The sequence below is a fragment of the Brevibacillus humidisoli genome (genome assembly GCF_020923435.1).
GTDB classification, from domain to species: Bacteria; Bacillota; Bacilli; order Brevibacillales; family Brevibacillaceae; genus Brevibacillus_E; species Brevibacillus_E humidisoli.
In genome coordinates this window covers 1,851,310-1,868,701 of sequence record NZ_CP087263.1, presented here as the reverse complement: position 1 = coordinate 1,868,701, position 17,392 = coordinate 1,851,310, and the positions used below count along the sequence as shown (strand labels likewise).

Sequence of the window (17,392 nt, the reverse complement as noted above, 5' to 3'; positions counted from 1 at the left end):
ATGGTTTCGTCGATCGTGACGATCACTCTCAATCCTGCATTGGATAAGACGGTGACAGTGGAGCACTTTCAACAAGGCGGATTGAACCGGGTTAAGGACGCCCGCATCGATCCGGGCGGAAAAGGGATTAATGTGGCACGAGTACTGAGGCAATTCAACACCCCAGTTACGGCAACTGGCTTCATCGCCGGGTTGCCGGGACGACAGCTGCTCGATCAAATCACGGAGCAGGGGATTGTGGCAGACTTCTGCACGCTGCCAGGCGAAATGCGGATCAACATGAAAGTGTACGACGAGGCTGCCAAAGTAACGACCGAAATCAATGAGCCAGGTTTTCAGGTAACTTCAGCAGATCTGCAACGGATCAAAGAAAAACTGTTCACTCTGCTGGCTGATGCGGAGGTTCTGGTGATCGGCGGAAGTTTGCCGCAAGGTGCTCCTGAATCGTTATATCGAGAGTATATCGATATGGCAAACGAGCAGGGAGTCAAAACGATTCTGGATGCGGACGGCGCAGCTTTCCTCGAAGGAATCAAGGCCCAACCAGATGTCGTCAAACCCAACCAGTACGAATTGGAGCAAGCAGTCGGCAAGCAGCTGCACTCGTTGCATGACACTGTTTTGGCCGCACGAGACTTGCTGGAACGAAGTGGTGTCAAACTGGTCGTGGTGTCGATGGGTGGCAACGGCGCGATAGCTATCACGCAAGCGGAGGGGTATTATGCTAAACCGTTTCCGATTACCCCCCAGTCGACAGTTGGTGCGGGTGACTCCATGGTTGCAGCATTGGCATATTCGTTGCAGGCAGGTTGGACTGTAAGCGAAACCATTCGATGGGCTACAGCGGCAGGCACCGTAACGGCGGCTAAATCCGGCACTCAAGTGTGCACATTGGCAGAGGTACAGCAGAGTCTGAATCGAGTAGAAATCAAAAATCTAAAGGAGGGGATTCTGACATGAAAAAGTTGCTGGCGGTGACCGCATGTCCAACAGGGATTGCTCACACCTATATGGCTGCGGAAGCCCTGCAGAATGCAGCAAAAGAAAAACAAGTGGAGATCAAGGTAGAAACACGGGGTGCAGTTGGTGTGGAAAACGGCTTGACGGATGATGAAATCCGTGAGGCGCACGCGATTATTATCGCCGCTGCCACAGACGTGGATGAAGCGAGATTTAAAGGGAAACCTGTGATTAAAGCCTCACCTGGGGACGCGATCAAAAACGCGGATCAGTTGATCGAAGAAGCGCTGGCCCAACAAGCGACGGCTGACGCATTCGTCGATCAAGTGAAACAAACAAAGTCAGAGCGCAGCGCAAAGCGAACAGGACCATATCAGCACCTGATGAACGGGGTATCGTTTATGATCCCGCTCGTCGTCGCAGGCGGTTTGATCATTGCTCTTTCCTTTGCTTTCGGAATTGAAGCGTTTCAAGAAGAAGGAACACTGGCTGCAGCCCTCATGCAAATCGGTGGCTCATCTGCTTTTGCCCTGATGATACCCATTTTGGCTGGCTATATCTCGTATTCCATAGCGGACAAACCTGGATTGGCTCCTGGCCTGGTGGGAGGGATGCTTGCGTCCAGTACGAATGCTGGCTTTCTAGGAGGAATCATCGCAGGTTTTCTCGCCGGATACATCGCCCGGTTCCTACGGGATGCGATTCGGTTGCCGCGTAATCTGGAAGGATTGAAACCGGTACTCATCATTCCATTTCTGGCAACCCTAATCGTTGGTCTGTTGATGATCTACGTGGTGGGTACTCCAGTCAGCGCCTTGATGAACGGCTTGACTGCATGGCTGACCGGCTTGAGTGGCACGAATGCAGTGTTGCTGGGGCTTTTGCTGGGTGGCATGATGGCGGTCGACATGGGTGGACCGCTGAATAAAGCGGCCTACACATTTGCGACAGGACTGTTGGCCAGCGATGTTTTTGCTCCGATGGCGGCGGTAATGGCCGCCGGGATGACCCCGCCGCTGGGATTGTGGTTGGCCACGCTGATGGCGCCTAAAAAATATACGTTGGAAGAAAGAGAAGCTGGCAAGGCTGCCGGTGTACTGGGCATCTCGTTTATCACAGAAGGAGCGATCCCCTTTGCTGCGGCTGATCCGCTGCGGGTGATTCCTTCCCTGGTGATCGGTTCTGCTGTCACCGGTGCTTTATCGATGGTGTTCGGTGCTGCCCTGCGAGCGCCGCATGGCGGAATCTTCGTTCTGGCCATCCCGCATGCCGTCACCAATGTACTGCTATATGCCCTGTCGATTGTGGTAGGGACGGTCATCACAGCGATTCTGGTCAATCTATTTAAGAAACGACAAGAAGCAGCAGATGCGTAAAACAGGAGGTAGCAACAGATGGACATCACATCATTGATAACAGATGAGACCATTCTTTTGTCCCTGGAGGCAAACGATAAGGCGGATTGTATACGCCAGATGGCTGGTCAGCTTCAGCAGACAGGATTTGTGGCGGATTTGACTGCTTATGTGGAAGCAGTGGAAGCACGTGAAGAAACGGGGTCAACGGGGATCGGCTTTGGCGTCGCGATTCCGCATGGAAAGTCTGCTGGTGTAGGGCGAGCCGGACTTGCTTTTGCTCGTCTCACCAAGCCGATTGATTGGGATTCGCTCGACGGCAAACCGGTAACACTGGTGTTTATGATCGCTGTCCCGGAAAACCAAGCTGGCAATGAACATTTGCAAATCCTGGCTGCTCTCTCCCGAAAACTGATGCACGAACCGTTTCGCGAGCAGTTGAGCAGTGCCGCATCATCAGCGGAGATCATCCAACTATTGCAGGCATAGAATCAGGAGGATACATCATGGTAGCAAGACAGGTTACGATTCAAAACGAAACCGGGCTCCATGCCCGTCCGGCTTCCGAGTTTGTCAAGGCGGCCAATCGATTCCAATCAGCGATTAAGATCAGAAAAGATGAGAAGACAGTAGCCGATGGCAAAAGTATTCTTGGATTGATGACGATGGCCTTATCCAAGGGAACAGTTATTACGATTGAAGCTGAAGGTGCCGATGAACAACAAGCAGTTGACGCGCTGGTTCAGTTGATCGAAAGCAAGTTTGGTGAAGAATAAATTGTACATTTGCTGGCTGCATGTGTAATTGCAGCCAGTTTTTTTCTTCTCAATATTGGCTGTCTGTGCTACTGTTAGGTACAGGAAGCAGTGCGCAAAAAATAGTCTGCAATAGGATCCTTGCTGTAGGTGCCACAGTTCGTGGAAAATGTGAGACCCTTCGCTCCATGCCCACGTGCCATGGAGCTTTTTTTATGTAGAAGAAAAAAATGGCGACCTGGGGCTGATCTAGGACTGCCCGATCAAGCAACGGAAGCATAAACAGGGCGAGGCGGTGTGATCGCATGAACAACAAGACTGACAATCCCATGCAGTGGATAGAACGGTACGGTCACGGGGGTGACGTCTGGACGGCCGCAGAGGTATTTGGAACAAATACCAGCGACTTGCTTGATTATAGCGCCAATATCAATCCGCTCGGACCGCCTCCCGGCCTGTATGACCATCTCCGGCAGCAGTTGTCGGAGATCGTTCGCTATCCAGATCCAACCTGTCGGCGTCTTCGCGCCAGATTGGCGGACAAGCTGGGAGTGAGATCGGAGCAGATCCTGGTCGGGAATGGCGCTGCTGAGTGTATCCAACTAGCGGTGGACAGTCTGGGGGTGAAGAGGGTTGGCGTCATCCAGCCCTGCTTCTCCGAGTACGAATCGGCGGCCCGCAAAGCAGGATGCCATGTCTTTTCACACATTACATCACCCGATCAGTTATTTCTCCCCACTGTATCGGATCTTCTCCCGTTTATCGAACAGATAGATCTGTTATTCCTTGGCTATCCCAATAATCCAAGTGGCAACCTGGTGGAACGGGATGTGCTGCTGGAGATGGCGCAATTATGCGAGCAAAAGGACGTGTATTTCGGTGTGGATGAGGCTTTTCTCGATTTCTTGCCGGACGCTCATAAACGTTCCCTGCTGCCGCAGCTGCAGCGCTTGCCGCACTTGATGCTGTTTCGCTCCATGACAAAAATATTCGCCATTCCCGGACTCAGGCTGGGGTACGTGATTGCTGATGCAGGCTTGATAGACCAGCTCCACTCCCGTCAAACCCCGTGGAGCGTAAACGGATTGGCTCAGTCTGCAGGGGAGTGGCTGCTGGAACAAGAGGCTTTCGTCAGTGAGTCGCAGCGCTATGTGCAGCAAGAGAGGGAGAGGATGGCTGCTACGATTGCGGCATGGCCCGGCGTCTTTCTCTTCCCCAGTGAGGTGAACTACCTTCTGCTCTATATAAAAGGGATATCCGGCCGCCGCTTGCAACAGCGGATGGCGGAAAAGGGCTATCTAATACGCAACTGCGGGATGTACCCCGGACTCGACGACGGTTATATCCGCCTTGCGGTCAAGCAGACGGACCAGAATCAGCGGATGCTTGCCAACCTGCAGGCGGCGATCGCCGAGTGTCGGTAGAGAAAGGAGGAGAACAGGTGAGTATCGTATTGGTCATGGGTGGAGTTCGATCCGGCAAAAGTGTCTATGCCGAAGCACTGGCCAGAGAACGGGGACGCGATTCTGTTCTCTACGTCGCGACAGGGCGAGCGGTTGACGAGGAGATGGCACAGCGTATCGAACAACATCAAAAACGTCGCCCCGCATCATGGGAGTCGTGTGAGGAGTCGATGGTGCTGCCAGCAGCCCTGAAGGTTTATTCCAAATGTAAGGTTGTGCTCTTGGACAGCTACTCAGGCTGGATTGCCAATCTGCTGCTGTCCTATCCTGAACAACAATGGCGAGTGCCTCATGTACAGCAAGAGATCATGCAGCAGGTGAGAGACCTGCTGGGATACTGCCAGGAGCAGTCCGAACAGTGCTGGATTCTGGTCAGTGACGAAGTAGGGTGGGGAGGGGTCGCACCTACTCCGCTGGGCAGAGCTTTTCAGGATACGGTAGGACTAGCCAACCAGGCTGCAGCAGAGATGGCTGATGAAGCATACCTGATTGTCGCGGGGCAGCCAATCTTGTTAAAAGAGGGAGACAGGTAAATGTCCAGGTTGCTTTGGGTGCGCCATGGTGTGACGGCAGAGAACCATAACAAACAGTATCTGGGACAGCTTGATGTGCCGCTCAGCGCACAGGGCAGAATACAAGCGGAACAGTTGGCCGAGCGGTTGAGACACCTGCCGATCAACGCGGTCTACAGCAGCAATCTGCAGCGCTGTATGGAGACGGCCTCCGAGATCTGTCGTTTTCATCCTCATCTAGATATCCATCCATCTGCTGATCTGCGTGAACTGGCATTCGGCAGATGGGAAGGAAAGACATACGAGCAAATCGCTGCAGAGGAAGAACAAGTGATTACGCGCTTTTACGAGGACCCCTGGCGGAATGCTCCACCAGGCGGCGAGACAGTCGAAACACTGGCGTTTCGGCTGCAACGCTTTGTGGAGCAGGTGCTCTGCGCCCACAGTACTGACGAGACGATACTGATCGTCAGCCACAGAGGGGTGATAGGATTGTTCTACGCGCTCTATCTGGAACAGCGTCGAGATGCGTTGTTTTCACTGCAAATTGACCCTTGTGAAGGGTTGCACTGCGCTTTTGACTATCAACTGGGGAAGTGGACTTATGCAACCTCTTAATCAGTGGCTGCTGCCAAAGTGGAGCATCTCAACCAGCGAAGAACGCTTGCTCATCCGCTGTGAAGAACCGTTTCGGGCCTGTTCCAACGCTTTATGGAACGGCGGCTTTTATCAGGGTTATGGCATTTTGAATCAGCGCGTCGACCATGACTATCACTCTTCCGATCCCCTGGCGGATATACAGCGAAGAATCGAGGAGTTGGGAGAAGAACCAGAGAAGTTCATCGGCATGTTGACCGCTGCCCAAGTATCCGCAGCCGGAACAGCTTGCCTGCAGGGGGATCAGTTCCGGCTGTGTGCCGTTGTCACTGCCGGTGTAGGCAATGCTGTGAGAGCCGGACAGGCACAGAAGACGTATTCGGCATATCGGGCTGACACCATCAATACAATTGTGATGTTGGATGCAAACCTAACCGATTCTGCAGTAGTGAATGCACTGGTCACTGCGACAGAGGCGAAAACAGCAGCGTTGCAGGATGCAGGTGTAATGGACGCCTTGGGCAGAACTGCCACTGGTACCTCAACAGATGTCGTGGTGATTGCCGCAAGACGCATAGATGGCAATCTGCCTACTCATCAGTACGCTGGAACAGCGACGTCACTGGGGGATTCGTTGGCTAAATCAGTCTATACCGCCACTGTAACGGCAGTGGAACAGGAGAGGATTCGCGGCCGTCGGAGGGAGACGCATCGATGAGCCCGCTGTTCCCTTACCAGGTTGCCGTTGCTTTCGTGCTCGATTGGCTCGTCGGCGATCCTCGCTGGCTTCCGCATCCCGTGATCGGTATGGGAAAGCTGATCGTCTGGGTAGAGCGAATCGTCCGTCCATTGTACGATGCGTTTTCCTGTGACAGTCGCTCACGGCAGCGTGCCGGCAGATGGCTTGGCCTGCTGTTTCCCCTCCTGGTTGGAGGCGCTTCCTTTCTTTTCGCTTGGCTGCTGGTGCAAACGGCTGCTAAACTTCATTGGCTTCTAGCCGATGTCGTCGAGATTCTTTTGATCTCTACAACGATAGCTACCAAAGGGTTGGCGGACGCCGGGAGAGCGATTTACCGCAAGCTGGTTGAGCGTGATCTGCCAGGTGCTCGGCAGCAGCTGTCCCAGGTGGTGGGACGTGATACGAAGCACCTGGACGAGCGGGAGGTGACACGCGGGGCGGTTGAGACAATTGCCGAAAACATCGTTGATGCGGTGACGGCTCCCCTGTTATTCGCCCTGATCGGCGGCGCTCCGCTTGCCTTTCTCTATCGTGCTGTCAATACGCTTGATTCGATGGTTGGCTACAAGAACGAACGTTACCGTGATCTCGGCTGGGCCTCCGCGCGTTTGGACGATCTCTGCAATTGGCTTCCCGCACGACTTACTTATCTGACCATCCTGATAGCTGCCTGGGTGTTGGGACACGATGCGCGCGGTGTATGGAAGATCGGGAGAAGGGACGCCAGCAAGCATCCCAGTCCCAACAGCGGCTGGGCGGAAGCAGCCGTCGCCGGTGCGCTCCGGGTCCAGTTGGGCGGAACCAACTATTATCAAGGGGTACCCTCGCATCGCGCGCTGCTCGGTGACCCCGCAGTAGTTCTCCACCCCGTTCATATCTTGCACACGATCCACTTGCTGTACCTCTCGACGGCGCTGTATTGCGGGATCGGTCTGCTGCTGTGTTGGCTGCTCTCCTACCTGTTATCCTGAATGTTTTTTCTGTTTGATATGGAACACAGGCAGGAGAGAACAAGTGTGCGTAGAATGTTTTTATGTCGATGAGTTGTTCCTGTCAAGAGATGGAGGGGAAACGAAAAAATGAATCTTCAGGTACCGAGAAAAGTGCTAAACACCCTTGTCCATTTTCTGGCTCCGTATGAGCAAGCGGTAGAAGAATTAAAGTTGAAGCTAAAAGGCATCAAATACGGATTTCAAAAGAGCGGCCGGTACTCCCCGATTGAATTCGTCGTTGGCCGTGTCAAAAAAGCGGACAGTTTGTTTCAAAAAGCACAGGAAAAGGGGATCGACTTTACACGCGATACCTGGCAGGAAGAACTGAGCCGTGAGATTGCCGATATAGCCGGATTGCGCGTGGTCTGTCGATACATTGATGACGTTCGGGAAGTGCAGCAATTGCTGCAGGAGCGAGAGGATATCCAAGTGATCGATGTTAAAGATTACATCACCCACCCCAAGGAATCGGGCTATCGCAGCATTCACATGATTGCCACTTACACCGTCTACCTTGGAAGCGATAAAAAGAAACTGTTCTGCGAGATTCAAATCCGCACCCTGGGGATGAACTTTTGGGCGACCAACGAACATGAGCTTCGCTACAAATACGCCGGAAACATCCCGGAAAATGTGCTGCTGCAGCTTAACGAAGCGGCGATGATCGCCCACGAGCTGGATGTGCAGATGAACAACCTGCGCCAGGAAATCCTAAAACCAACTCCCTTCGATCATTCGTTGGAAGAAAAGCTGGAAGAGATTTTCTCTCTGTTCGTCAAGCAGGATTACGAGTCGGCCGCAGCCTTGTACCGCGATCACCTCAGCGGGTATGAAGGGGCCTTTGTCGACAATCCCAAGTTTAAAATGATTTACGACTTGATCGGCAAGCGTTTAGGCGGTTAGGAGACTGGTCCCGACGTATACACAAGGATCCTACACATGGCGTTGCGGATCGAGATGTTCCGCCAACTGCTCAAGACTCAACCCGGTCTCTCTGCCGGCAATCTCGCGGATCGTCTTCCCTTCACGATACGCTTGTTTGGCGATCTCCGCAGCTTTTTCATAGCCGATCAAGGGGTTGAGCGATGTCGCCAGCGCCAAACTTTGCTCCACATAAGATGAGCAGCGCTGCTCGTCTGCTGCAATTCCCTCGATACAGCGTTCGCGCAGTACACGGAGCGCCTGAGTGAGAATGTCAATCGAAAACAACATATTAAAAGCAATGACCGGCATCATCACATTAATCTCCAGTTGGCTGCCCATTCCTGCTGCAGTAATGGTCGCATCATTGCCAATCACCTGGCTGGCCACCATGTAGACCATTTCCAACATAACCGGATTTACCTTTCCAGGCATGATGGAGGAGCCTGGTTGCACGGCCGGAAGCTGTAGTTCGGCAAGGCCGGTGCGCGGGCCTGAACTTAGCAAGCGCAAGTCGCTGGTGATCTTGATCAGATGAATCGCCAACTCTTTCAGTGCGTGGCTGCTCTGGATAGCAGCAGACGTATTTTGCATAAAAGCAAACCGATCGACGGGCTGGCGAAACGGATGACCGGTGCGGCGTGCAATCTCCTGTACAGCCCGTTGGGGGTAATCAGGATGGGCGTTAATGCCTGTACCGACAGCATTTCCACCGATCCCGATCTCGAGCAGTGCCTTAGAGCTGCGGTGAAGACTCTGCTCACAGTTAGCGAGCGTCTGTGCATAGCCGCCGAACTCCTGACCCAACCGGATCGGAACAGCATCCTGTAGATGAGTACGCCCCGATTTGAAGATCGGTTGGAACTCCTGTTGTTTTTGGCGCAGACTGTCAACCAACTCACGCAGGGTGGGGAGTAATCGTTCAGTCAGTTCCGTATAGGCACTAATGTTTATGGCGACATGGATCGTATCGTTTGTCGACTGTGCCATGTTCACATGGTCATTCGGGTGTACTCGTATAAATTCTCCTTTTTTTCCACCCAGGCGTTCATTGGCCAGGTTGGCGATGACTTCATTGGCGTTCATATTTTGTGATGTGCCTGCCCCTGCCTGAAACACATCAACCACGAATTGATCGTCCCATTTTCCCTCGGCTACTTCTTCGGCGACCTGCTGAATCACTTCACCAATCTCACGCGGCAGGCTGCCCACAGCCATATTGGCTGCGGCTGCTGAAGCTTTGATGATCCCTTGTGCACGGATGAATGCACGCGGTAGGCGCAGCCCACTGATTGGAAAATTCTCCACAGCCCTCTGAGTTTGCGCGTCGTAATAAACATCCTGGGGAATTTGCACTTCTCCCAACGTATCCCGACTTATCCTCATTTCCACAGCCTGATCCTCCTGATTCGTTCTCATTTTCATTTCCTCGTCCTCCTGACTCGAACTCGTTTTGTTGAAAGGTTGTCACTTGTCCCCTCACCCGGTATATTGGTAAGGTGATAAAGAAACGTTTTACGAATCAGAAAGGACAAGTCACCATGCTCCAACATTTACTAAAGCTTATTCTGTGTATAAACGTACTGATCTTACCCTTTTTTCATGCAGGAACTGCCGGTGCCGCAGGGAATGATACCCTCGCACCTGAAGAGATAAACGGAGAAGCGGCGATTCTGATCGATGCTACATCGGGTGATCCGCTGTTTGAAAAAAATCCTGACCAACGACTGTACCCGGCTAGTATCACCAAAATTGCCACCGGCATTTATGCGATTGAAAACGGAAATCCCGACGATATTGTTACTGTATCGAAACGGGCCAGATACGAAGAGGGGACACGTGTCTACCTGGCAGAAGGCGAAGAGGTGACGCTGCGCAAACTGGAATACGGGCTGTTGATGAACTCCGGTAATGATGCAGCGACCGCCATCGCGGAACACTTGGCGGGCAGTGTTGAGCGATTCAGTGAGCAGTTGAATGAATATTTGCAGGAGAAAACCGGAGTGGAGGATACTCATTTCACCAACGCTCACGGATTGCACGATCCAGACCACTATACTACCGCATCTGATATGGCCAAGATTACCCAATACGCGATGAAAAATCCAACATTCCGTGAGATTGTGGGGACCAAGACACTCCCTTGGGAGGGTGAGGAATGGAATACGGTAATTGTCAACCACAACAAGATGCTTTGGCGTTACGAAGGAGCAACTGGTGTGAAAAACGGTTTTACCGATCAGGCCCGTAACACACTGGTCGTTTCGGCCAAGCGAGGAGAGACAGAACTGATTGCCGTCACCATGAAAGCTCCATCAAGTGAATTGGCATACAGCGATGTAACCAAACTGCTTGATTTCGGTTTTGCTCACTATGAAACGAAGCAGGTAGCCAAAGCAGGCGAAACGTTTGCTTCGACCACAGTGGACCAGCAGGGACGCCACCTGCAGTATTTTGCGGAACACGATCTGTACGTCGCAGCTCCAATCGGTGAGACATATCGGAAAAAGGTGACGGCAGACGGTCAACTGCTTCTCCAGTTTTCAGGAGGAACGGAGTACCGACGATCATTGAAGCCAAAGCAGCTGCCTCCTGTCCAGCCAGCCGCATCGAAACAAACGGACAAGCAGTCGGCACCATCAGCCGGCCAACAAGCAGCCAAGTACGCGATTTTTGTCACCTGGTTTCTCCTCAATCTCTTTCTCGTTTTCTACCTTTATGCAAGGCGGAACAGAAAGAGAAAGATGATGAAAAAATGGTACAACCACTCATTTTTAGGTAAAAATTAACACGGATAGGGCACCCACAGATCGAAGAGGGTGCCTTTTCACAAAACAACCGGAACGAATCCGGTTGTTTTTCATTTATTGGATTATTTCTCTATTTTGTAGTAGAAATGTATCCATTTTAAGGGTAAATTGGAAGTGTAATTTTTTTTCTATAGGAGCAGCGAAGCTGGTATGTTTCCGAATGCTTACTTACCGACTTGATGCTACTACCCAATATTGTTTTGTTGGAGGGGGAAATGTCATGCAGAAGCAGGATTACCTCACACGATTAAAAGAACAAATCGATTCACTAAAGGAAAAGAAACGAAATATGACAGTACGATTTGCTACAGAATTGGCAGCAGTAGATGAAGAATTAAATCAAAAATTTGATGAGTATTATCGACTGATGACTGGCGTTGTCTACCCTAGCCACTCATCCGCCAATCAGGCACGGACTAACGATCATCCCAGTCTCTCCGTTGCCTCGGCAGACAGGACAGTGACAGTCGATGAGGAGCCTTTTAGGCGGGCTAGACCCGATCTGCATGTTAAGTATCAACGTCCGTACTTTAATGTAGAAAAAGATATCGTTCCCAAAGTGGAGCATTTTTTAAAGCAGTTGGGGCGACCTGCTACGAAAAATGAAATCGTTGAGTACCTAAAGAAAGATCACAACATCGCCTATAAGAATCCCTTTATCATTTTAAAAAAATGCGAACAGGTGAGCGATCATGTAGAAAAAATCGGCAGAGCCCTGTACAAATATTCCGAACAAAAAGAACCACAGTATCTTCGAATGGAAAAACAGAAAAAGAACAATTCATTTAAAACAGATGTTCTCCCCCTGATCATTGAGATCATGCGCGAGAGAAACCAGCCAGTGACCGGCAAGGAAATTTTTCAAACCCTTGAACAGAAGCACCAATTGGTTTATCTTAATTACACGCTTACGATGAACAAGGTCATCAGCCTGGACGATCGCGTCCGAAGACTTGATCGTGATCAGTACATATTGGTAGAGGAGGAAACAGGGCCTGAGTCATCTGAGTCCTAGGTATGCTGATCTTCCATTCGTTCCTGCAGCTATTGATAACCCATGCCAGCGCCTTGGCGCAATATGGATCAGGCCTTGTATCGGCTAGGAGCTTAGTGGCAAACATGGAGAAGATACTTTGATGGGAACCGGGTGCATCGATCACACCCGGTTTTGTTTTTTGGGTCCTCGCGGAAAACAGCAATCGATAAGAAACTATACGAATTGTTCCCTGATAGAATGGGGGAGTAGCTTGCGTGTGAGCACATACGCACCATGTAAAGAAGTTAGATAAAAAATCGATAGGGTGAAGAAAGGAAGCAGACAGAAATGAAAACGACGGAGAGCAGAACCATATCTGAGGCCGACTCTTCTACCTTGAAGAAAAGTGTGCCGTGGATTTATTACGTGATCTTTTTTGCTGTACTCAATGAATCGGTATTTAATGTATCCACTCCAAGCATTGCGGAGCAGTTTCAGCTGGATGCTGCCGGCGTCAGCTGGGTCGTTACGATCTTCTTTATCGTCTTCGGCATGGGTATGGTGATTTTTGGCAAACTGTCCGATATGCACAGCGTCAAAAAGCTGATTACAATGGGCATTGTTCTCTACAGCCTGGGGTCTGTACTCGGCTTTGTATTGCAATCTTGGTACCCCGCTGTCATCTTATCCAGAGCGATCCAAGGGGCAGGTGGATCCGCCATCCCGGCATTGGTCTTTGTCATGGTTGCCCGGTTTTTTACACAGGCAGAACGTGGGAAGATGTTTGGCATCATCACCTCGACAGTCTCTTTCGCGATCGGTATTGGTCCGGTGCTTGGCGGATACGTAGCCGGCTCATTACACTGGTCCTATTTATTTCTCATTCCGCTCCCGGTACTTGTCGCCATTCCTTTTTTCCGCAGCTATTTGCCGGAGGAGGCGCGCAAACCGGGAACACTGGATATAATGGGGGCGGTGCTGCTGGGTGTTGTCGTGACGGCGCTGATCTTGTTTACCACAAAATCAGAAACCCTCTATTTACTCGCAGCTGTGATTGCACTGGTCCTATTTGTGATTCGCATCCGCAAAGCGAAGGAACCTTTTGTTGATCCCGCGCTGTTTGCCAATTCGCTCTACAGAAGTGGAATTCTCATCGGCTTTCTCATCTTTGGTACGGTGATGTCCGTGATGTTCGTGATCCCGCTGATGCTGCATCATATGTATCATCTGAACACAGAAACAATCGGGCTTATTTTGTTTCCGGGTGCGATCAGCGCGGTGATCTTTGGAAGAGTGGCCGGCAACATGACGGTGAAAAGAGGAAGCCATTTTGTCGTCTACCTAGGGCTGTTGCTAATCGCGATCAGCCTGCTGCTGCAATCTTCCTCGATCGGGTTTTGGGTGTGGTACATAGGAGCAGCCCTTATCATGATGTACATTGGATTTTCATTCTTGCAGACGGCTTTGGCCGAAAGCATAACGCAAATACTGCCCGTCCACCAAATCGGCGTCGGCATGGGGTTTTTTAATATGACTTCGACTCTTTCCGGGGCAGTCGTGACGGCCCTTGTTGCCAAAGTGATGGAGCAAGAATTGTTCGCATTCCCATTCCATCCTTTTATCTCGGATGCACGTGCTTACTTGTACGGCAACCTGATTTTGATCTTAAGCTTGGTTGTTGTCACCAGCGCGCTCCTGTATTTCTTTACTTTCGGCAAAAAGGCGCCACAGCCGGCTCAGGATCCGATCTGACCACACCTACGTCAGTTGATCCCGCTTGTCATGGGCAGTTCCATAGAAGTCCTTCTTCTGCACGATAGCGGAGAAGGACTTCTTATCATCTCAAGACGACGAAATCGTCCGGCCTCTGCTGCTAGTTCTTTTCGCGTACAGCACCTGTCCTAGCGTAAATCCCTGGCAGCACGAGCAAGCTTACCAACACGAATACTCCCCCGAGTACGCCAAAGACGACGATCGCTTTTAGATGAGCTAAGAACAGTCCGGATATGACGGGGCCCATCGCCATCCCGATATAGCGGACAAAGTTAAACATTCCGATTGCACTGCCTCTATTGTACTCAAACTCATTGGTCAGCATAGTGGAGTACAAGGGGGTGATGACGCCGATCATCATCCCATAGAGCACTAAGGCGAACGACATGCCGATCAAAGAAACCGCATTGGTCACGGCAAACAACAGAATGCCGCAAGCTGCTACAAGATTTCCATAGGTGTATAGGATTCTGAGTTGGATTCTCCGCTGCAAATATTTGTAGATCATGCTGCCGATGATCGTGCTTACAGCCATGGGCAAATAAAGCAGACCTACAATTTCCAGGCTTACATGATACTGATCCGTCAATTTCCTGTTCTATTTGTAAAAACAGCTTGGTAATGGATCAATAACTCGCTTATGTTCCATGACTTTTTCCTATCCACCTGATCCTTGGGGAAATACATCCCGTTTGTCAGAAGCAGCATGGCTGCAATGATGACCAGAAACCAGAAAATACCCGGATAATGGAGTATCATTCGAAACTTTATAAACATAACGATATGTGTTAAAAAAATGATGTAAAGAAAGGCCACCGTCGATATTGCACAAAAAAACGTTGAGAGGTCGTAACATGTCAAAAACAATACTAATTGTGGAAGATGAGCCTATTTTACGAGAGGTCATGAAGGATTATTTGCTCGACGAAGGCTATGCAGTGCTTGAAGCGAGCGACGGGAAACAGGCGTTGTCGTTATTTCAAGAACGCGAGGTACACTTGATTATTCTGGACATCATGCTGCCGGAGTTGGACGGGTGGGCTGTGTGCCAGCGTATTCGCAAAGCGTCGGACGTTCCAATCATCATATTAACAGCCCGCTCGGACGAGGACGATACGCTGCTAGGATTTGAACTGGGTGCGGATGACTATGTGACGAAGCCCTATAGTCCTCCAATATTGTTGGCGCGGGCCAAACGACTGCTGGAGAGTCGGTATCACCGTGAACGGGAGGGGGATACCCTGTCTGGCGGGGGTATTACGATCCATTTCCCATCCCGCGCTGTTTCGGCAGGAGGGGCCAGCTGCAGCCTGACGTATACGGAATTTGAAATCTTGGCTTATCTGATGAAAAACAAGGGGATCATCATCACTAGAGAGCAATTGCTATCGAAAATATGGGGATACGATTTCGTGGGCGATGATCGAACAGTCAATAGTCATATTCGCAATCTGCGTTCCAAACTGGGAACACATGCGAAGCAGATCGTCACCGTCGTACGTTCCGGTTATAAATTTGAGGATCAGCCATGAACATGAAAATAGGCATTGTACCGAAGCTGTTTCTGTTCACCACCGCCTTATGCCTGTTCATTGTGGCGATCATTTTTTTAGGACAAACCATGTTCTTTAAGCATTTTTATGTGTATCAGAAAGTAGAGGATGTGAAGGAAGCCCTCCAATCCTTTCAACAAGACTATGTAAACATGGCTGGCGATGCACAGGCCGTGGCCAAGCTGGAACAAGATTTTTATCAAAAGCACAACACCTGGGTCACGGCATTAGATGGTATGGGCTATTTGCGAAATGCAGATGATTATTACATGGAGATCCGCTTGGAGCATACGGACAACAACCCGGCTCTTTCTGATCAAACGATATTCGTCCCGCTGTATACAGTAACGAATGTGGAGGACTTCCACACAGACAATCCGTTTCTCCAAAATACGTTGATCCAAGTGGGGCAACGGATCGCGATTGAAGGACTCATGATGCAGGATCAGCTGATTCCCCTGCGGATGGGAAGGAATGTATCCAACCTGAGAGAGGAAAACCGCCTGATTAACCTGCAGTTGGAGAGCAAAGAGTACGAAGTTGTCCCAAGATATGAAAGTCCTACCCAGTATCATGAAGAATACCCCAATGTGCTCGTGTACGGGACCATTACGAAAGTCCAGACACCAGAAGGGGCGCATGTTGCGCGCTATACGAACCGGTTATTTTTAGACCGGATCAAAGCATTTCAAGCAGATCTTCTATACGGAGACTACGACGGGAATTCAAACCAAATCATCAATTATGAAGAAAATCATGTCAATTATAAAATGTTCGTCAACCGCACCCAGGATCAGTCAGGCAATGTTATCTACATTGTCGCCTTGACATCCCTACAGCCTGTGAGTGAAGCTGCTGGGGTGATGCAAGATTACTATGTCTATCTGATTTGATTATCGCCACACTGCTGCTCGCGCTGTTGGCATCGTTCTATTATTCCCGCCAAATTGCCCGTCCTCTACTCAGAATCAACGATACGACGCAAAAAATGGCCGGGTTGGACTTCTCAGAGAAAATTCCGATCTTGACGCAGGATGAGATCGGGGACTTGTCCCGCAACATTAACGCGATGTCGGATCGGCTGCATTCCCATATCACCCGACTGGAGCAGGATATGGAGAAAGAAAAGCAACTTGAGCAGACGCGAAAGCAATTTATATCCGGCGTGTCGCATGAATTAAAGACACCACTAAGCGTCATTCAGAGCTGCCTTTCCATTCTGAAGGACGGGGTTGCGAGTCATAAGCGGGATTATTATTTTGCGGCCATGGAAGATGAAGTGAAGAAGATGGACCTGCTGATAGCGGATATGCTGGAGCTCGCGAAATATGAGTCCGGCACGTATCAGATGAATCTGACCTCGTTCTGGATCGATACAGTCATTGAGCGACTATGTGCAACATTCGATTCGGACATCGCGGACAAGCGATTGCATCTGCAGACTCGCCTCGACCCAGTCGAAGTCGTAGCCAATCAGCACCGCATCGAGCAAGTCATCGTTAATTTCCTCACCAATGCGATTCGCTACACGCCAGAACAGGAATCAATACATGTATGGACTGTTGAGGAGCGAAATGTGGTCAAAGTATGTATTGAGAACAAAGGAGCCCATGTACCGGTCGAACAAATGGAGAAAATATGGGATCGTTTCTATCGCGGCGAAAGTTCCCGCCATCGTGCAGAAGGAGGAACCGGCCTGGGACTGGCCATCTGCAAGCAGATTCTAGAGCTGCATAGGGTGCCGTATGGCGCGGCCAATACCGACGATGGCGTGATCTTCTATTTCTATCTGAATAAAAAAGGGGAAGTGTAGGACTTCGGTTCTGCACTTTTTTTATTTACTTTGGATGTCATCTGCACATTATCTTTATCTCGCTCTTTTATTCTTCTTGAGTGGGGAGGGCCGACGGTGAAGAGCTAGCGTCACTAAGGCTCGGCACACTGATTTTATTCATAAAAAGAGAGGGATTATGAAAATGATGAAAA

General features: G+C 50.5%; 16 protein-coding genes and 1 pseudogene. 15 read left to right on the top strand and 2 right to left on the bottom strand.

Annotated elements, in window-relative coordinates:
* From pfkB to LOK74_RS09195, 10 genes are all read left to right on the top strand, one after another.
* Entirely contained in the window at nucleotides 1-960 is a 960-nt protein-coding gene (gene pfkB, locus LOK74_RS09240; RefSeq protein ID WP_230046348.1) for a 1-phosphofructokinase, read from the top strand.
* Entirely contained in the window at nucleotides 957-2,336 is a 1,380-nt protein-coding gene (locus LOK74_RS09235) for a PTS fructose transporter subunit IIC (protein WP_230046347.1), read from the top strand. The genes pfkB and LOK74_RS09235 overlap by 4 nt, the downstream gene beginning before the upstream one ends.
* 18 nt (nucleotides 2,337-2,354) lie before the next feature.
* Nucleotides 2,355-2,804 carry a PTS sugar transporter subunit IIA gene (locus LOK74_RS09230; RefSeq protein WP_230046346.1) on the top strand — a complete coding sequence of 150 codons (450 nt, stop codon included), beginning with the start codon at nucleotides 2,355-2,357 and terminating at the stop codon, nucleotides 2,802-2,804.
* Nucleotides 2,805-2,821: 17 nt separating this feature from the next.
* A complete protein-coding gene (locus LOK74_RS09225) occupies nucleotides 2,822-3,091 on the top strand; it encodes an HPr family phosphocarrier protein (RefSeq protein ID WP_230046345.1) in 270 nt (89 codons plus the stop codon).
* Between the two features lie 284 nt (nucleotides 3,092-3,375).
* Complete coding sequence (gene cobD / locus LOK74_RS09220) at nucleotides 3,376-4,494, top strand: threonine-phosphate decarboxylase CobD (RefSeq protein WP_230046344.1); 1,119 nt, start codon at nucleotides 3,376-3,378, stop codon at nucleotides 4,492-4,494.
* Nucleotides 4,495-4,511: 17 nt separating this feature from the next.
* Nucleotides 4,512-5,066 (top strand): bifunctional adenosylcobinamide kinase/adenosylcobinamide-phosphate guanylyltransferase, encoded by a 555-nt coding sequence (gene cobU / locus LOK74_RS09215; RefSeq protein WP_230046343.1) that lies wholly within the window; start codon nucleotides 4,512-4,514, stop codon nucleotides 5,064-5,066.
* A complete protein-coding gene (locus LOK74_RS09210; RefSeq protein WP_230046342.1) occupies nucleotides 5,067-5,663 on the top strand; it encodes a histidine phosphatase family protein in 597 nt (198 codons plus the stop codon).
* Nucleotides 5,650-6,360 (top strand): adenosylcobinamide amidohydrolase, encoded by a 711-nt coding sequence (locus LOK74_RS09205; RefSeq protein ID WP_230046341.1) that lies wholly within the window; start codon nucleotides 5,650-5,652, stop codon nucleotides 6,358-6,360. Before LOK74_RS09210 ends, LOK74_RS09205 begins: the two co-directional genes overlap by 14 nt.
* A complete protein-coding gene (gene cbiB / locus LOK74_RS09200) occupies nucleotides 6,357-7,352 on the top strand; it encodes an adenosylcobinamide-phosphate synthase CbiB (RefSeq protein ID WP_230046340.1) in 996 nt (331 codons plus the stop codon). Before LOK74_RS09205 ends, cbiB begins: the two co-directional genes overlap by 4 nt.
* Nucleotides 7,353-7,460: 108 nt before the next feature.
* Nucleotides 7,461-8,276 (top strand): GTP pyrophosphokinase, encoded by an 816-nt coding sequence (locus LOK74_RS09195; RefSeq protein ID WP_230046339.1) that lies wholly within the window; start codon nucleotides 7,461-7,463, stop codon nucleotides 8,274-8,276.
* A 30-nt stretch (nucleotides 8,277-8,306) separates the two neighbouring features.
* Here LOK74_RS09195 and LOK74_RS09190 read toward each other — a convergent pair whose 3' ends face one another.
* Nucleotides 8,307-9,719, bottom strand: a complete 1,413-nt coding sequence (locus LOK74_RS09190; RefSeq protein ID WP_230046338.1) for a class II fumarate hydratase — start codon at nucleotides 9,717-9,719, stop codon at nucleotides 8,307-8,309.
* A gap of 116 nt (nucleotides 9,720-9,835) precedes the next feature.
* On the opposite strand from LOK74_RS09190, the gene LOK74_RS09185 reads away from it, so the two are divergent.
* The 3 genes from LOK74_RS09185 (at nucleotide 9,836) to LOK74_RS09175 (ending at nucleotide 13,832) form a co-directional block, all read left to right on the top strand.
* Complete coding sequence (locus tag LOK74_RS09185; protein ID WP_230046337.1) at nucleotides 9,836-11,083, top strand: D-alanyl-D-alanine carboxypeptidase family protein; 1,248 nt, start codon at nucleotides 9,836-9,838, stop codon at nucleotides 11,081-11,083.
* Between the two features lie 241 nt (nucleotides 11,084-11,324).
* Nucleotides 11,325-12,119 (top strand): Rok-like winged helix domain-containing protein, encoded by a 795-nt coding sequence (locus tag LOK74_RS09180; RefSeq protein WP_230046336.1) that lies wholly within the window; start codon nucleotides 11,325-11,327, stop codon nucleotides 12,117-12,119.
* A gap of 309 nt (nucleotides 12,120-12,428) precedes the next feature.
* Nucleotides 12,429-13,832, top strand: a complete 1,404-nt coding sequence (locus LOK74_RS09175; protein ID WP_230046335.1) for an MFS transporter — start codon at nucleotides 12,429-12,431, stop codon at nucleotides 13,830-13,832.
* A 121-nt stretch (nucleotides 13,833-13,953) separates the two neighbouring features.
* Here LOK74_RS09175 and LOK74_RS09170 read toward each other — a convergent pair whose 3' ends face one another.
* Complete coding sequence (locus tag LOK74_RS09170) at nucleotides 13,954-14,442, bottom strand: MFS transporter (protein ID WP_230046334.1); 489 nt, start codon at nucleotides 14,440-14,442, stop codon at nucleotides 13,954-13,956.
* A gap of 265 nt (nucleotides 14,443-14,707) precedes the next feature.
* Between LOK74_RS09170 and LOK74_RS09165 the strand changes: the two genes are divergently transcribed.
* Both LOK74_RS09165 and LOK74_RS09160 read left to right on the top strand, forming a co-directional pair.
* Entirely contained in the window at nucleotides 14,708-15,385 is a 678-nt protein-coding gene (locus LOK74_RS09165) for a response regulator transcription factor (protein ID WP_230046333.1), read from the top strand.
* A 2-nt stretch (nucleotides 15,386-15,387) separates the two neighbouring features.
* Nucleotides 15,388-17,219, top strand: a pseudogene (locus LOK74_RS09160) (sensor histidine kinase).
* Nucleotides 17,220-17,392: the final 173 nt, after the last annotated feature.

Bases quoted from the DNA above. Each gene is read 5' to 3' on its own strand.
- LOK74_RS09235 (WP_230046347.1), top strand. From the start codon at position 957: ATGAAAAAGTTGCTGGCGGTGACCGCATGTCCAACAGGGATTGCTCAC.
- LOK74_RS09195 (WP_230046339.1), top strand. From the start codon at position 7,461: ATGAATCTTCAGGTACCGAGAAAAGTGCTAAACACCCTTGTCCATTTT.
- LOK74_RS09190 (WP_230046338.1), bottom strand. From the start codon at position 9,719: ATGAAAATGAGAACGAATCAGGAGGATCAGGCTGTGGAAATGAGGATA.
- cobD (WP_230046344.1), top strand. From the start codon at position 3,376: ATGAACAACAAGACTGACAATCCCATGCAGTGGATAGAACGGTACGGT.
- LOK74_RS09225 (WP_230046345.1), top strand. From the start codon at position 2,822: ATGGTAGCAAGACAGGTTACGATTCAAAACGAAACCGGGCTCCATGCC.
- LOK74_RS09180 (WP_230046336.1), top strand. From the start codon at position 11,325: ATGCAGAAGCAGGATTACCTCACACGATTAAAAGAACAAATCGATTCA.
- cbiB (WP_230046340.1), top strand. From the start codon at position 6,357: ATGAGCCCGCTGTTCCCTTACCAGGTTGCCGTTGCTTTCGTGCTCGAT.
- LOK74_RS09230 (WP_230046346.1), top strand. From the start codon at position 2,355: ATGGACATCACATCATTGATAACAGATGAGACCATTCTTTTGTCCCTG.
- LOK74_RS09175 (WP_230046335.1), top strand. From the start codon at position 12,429: ATGAAAACGACGGAGAGCAGAACCATATCTGAGGCCGACTCTTCTACC.
- LOK74_RS09165 (WP_230046333.1), top strand. From the start codon at position 14,708: ATGTCAAAAACAATACTAATTGTGGAAGATGAGCCTATTTTACGAGAG.
- LOK74_RS09210 (WP_230046342.1), top strand. From the start codon at position 5,067: ATGTCCAGGTTGCTTTGGGTGCGCCATGGTGTGACGGCAGAGAACCAT.
- LOK74_RS09185 (WP_230046337.1), top strand. From the start codon at position 9,836: ATGCTCCAACATTTACTAAAGCTTATTCTGTGTATAAACGTACTGATC.
- LOK74_RS09205 (WP_230046341.1), top strand. From the start codon at position 5,650: ATGCAACCTCTTAATCAGTGGCTGCTGCCAAAGTGGAGCATCTCAACC.
- pfkB (WP_230046348.1), top strand. From the start codon at position 1: ATGGTTTCGTCGATCGTGACGATCACTCTCAATCCTGCATTGGATAAG.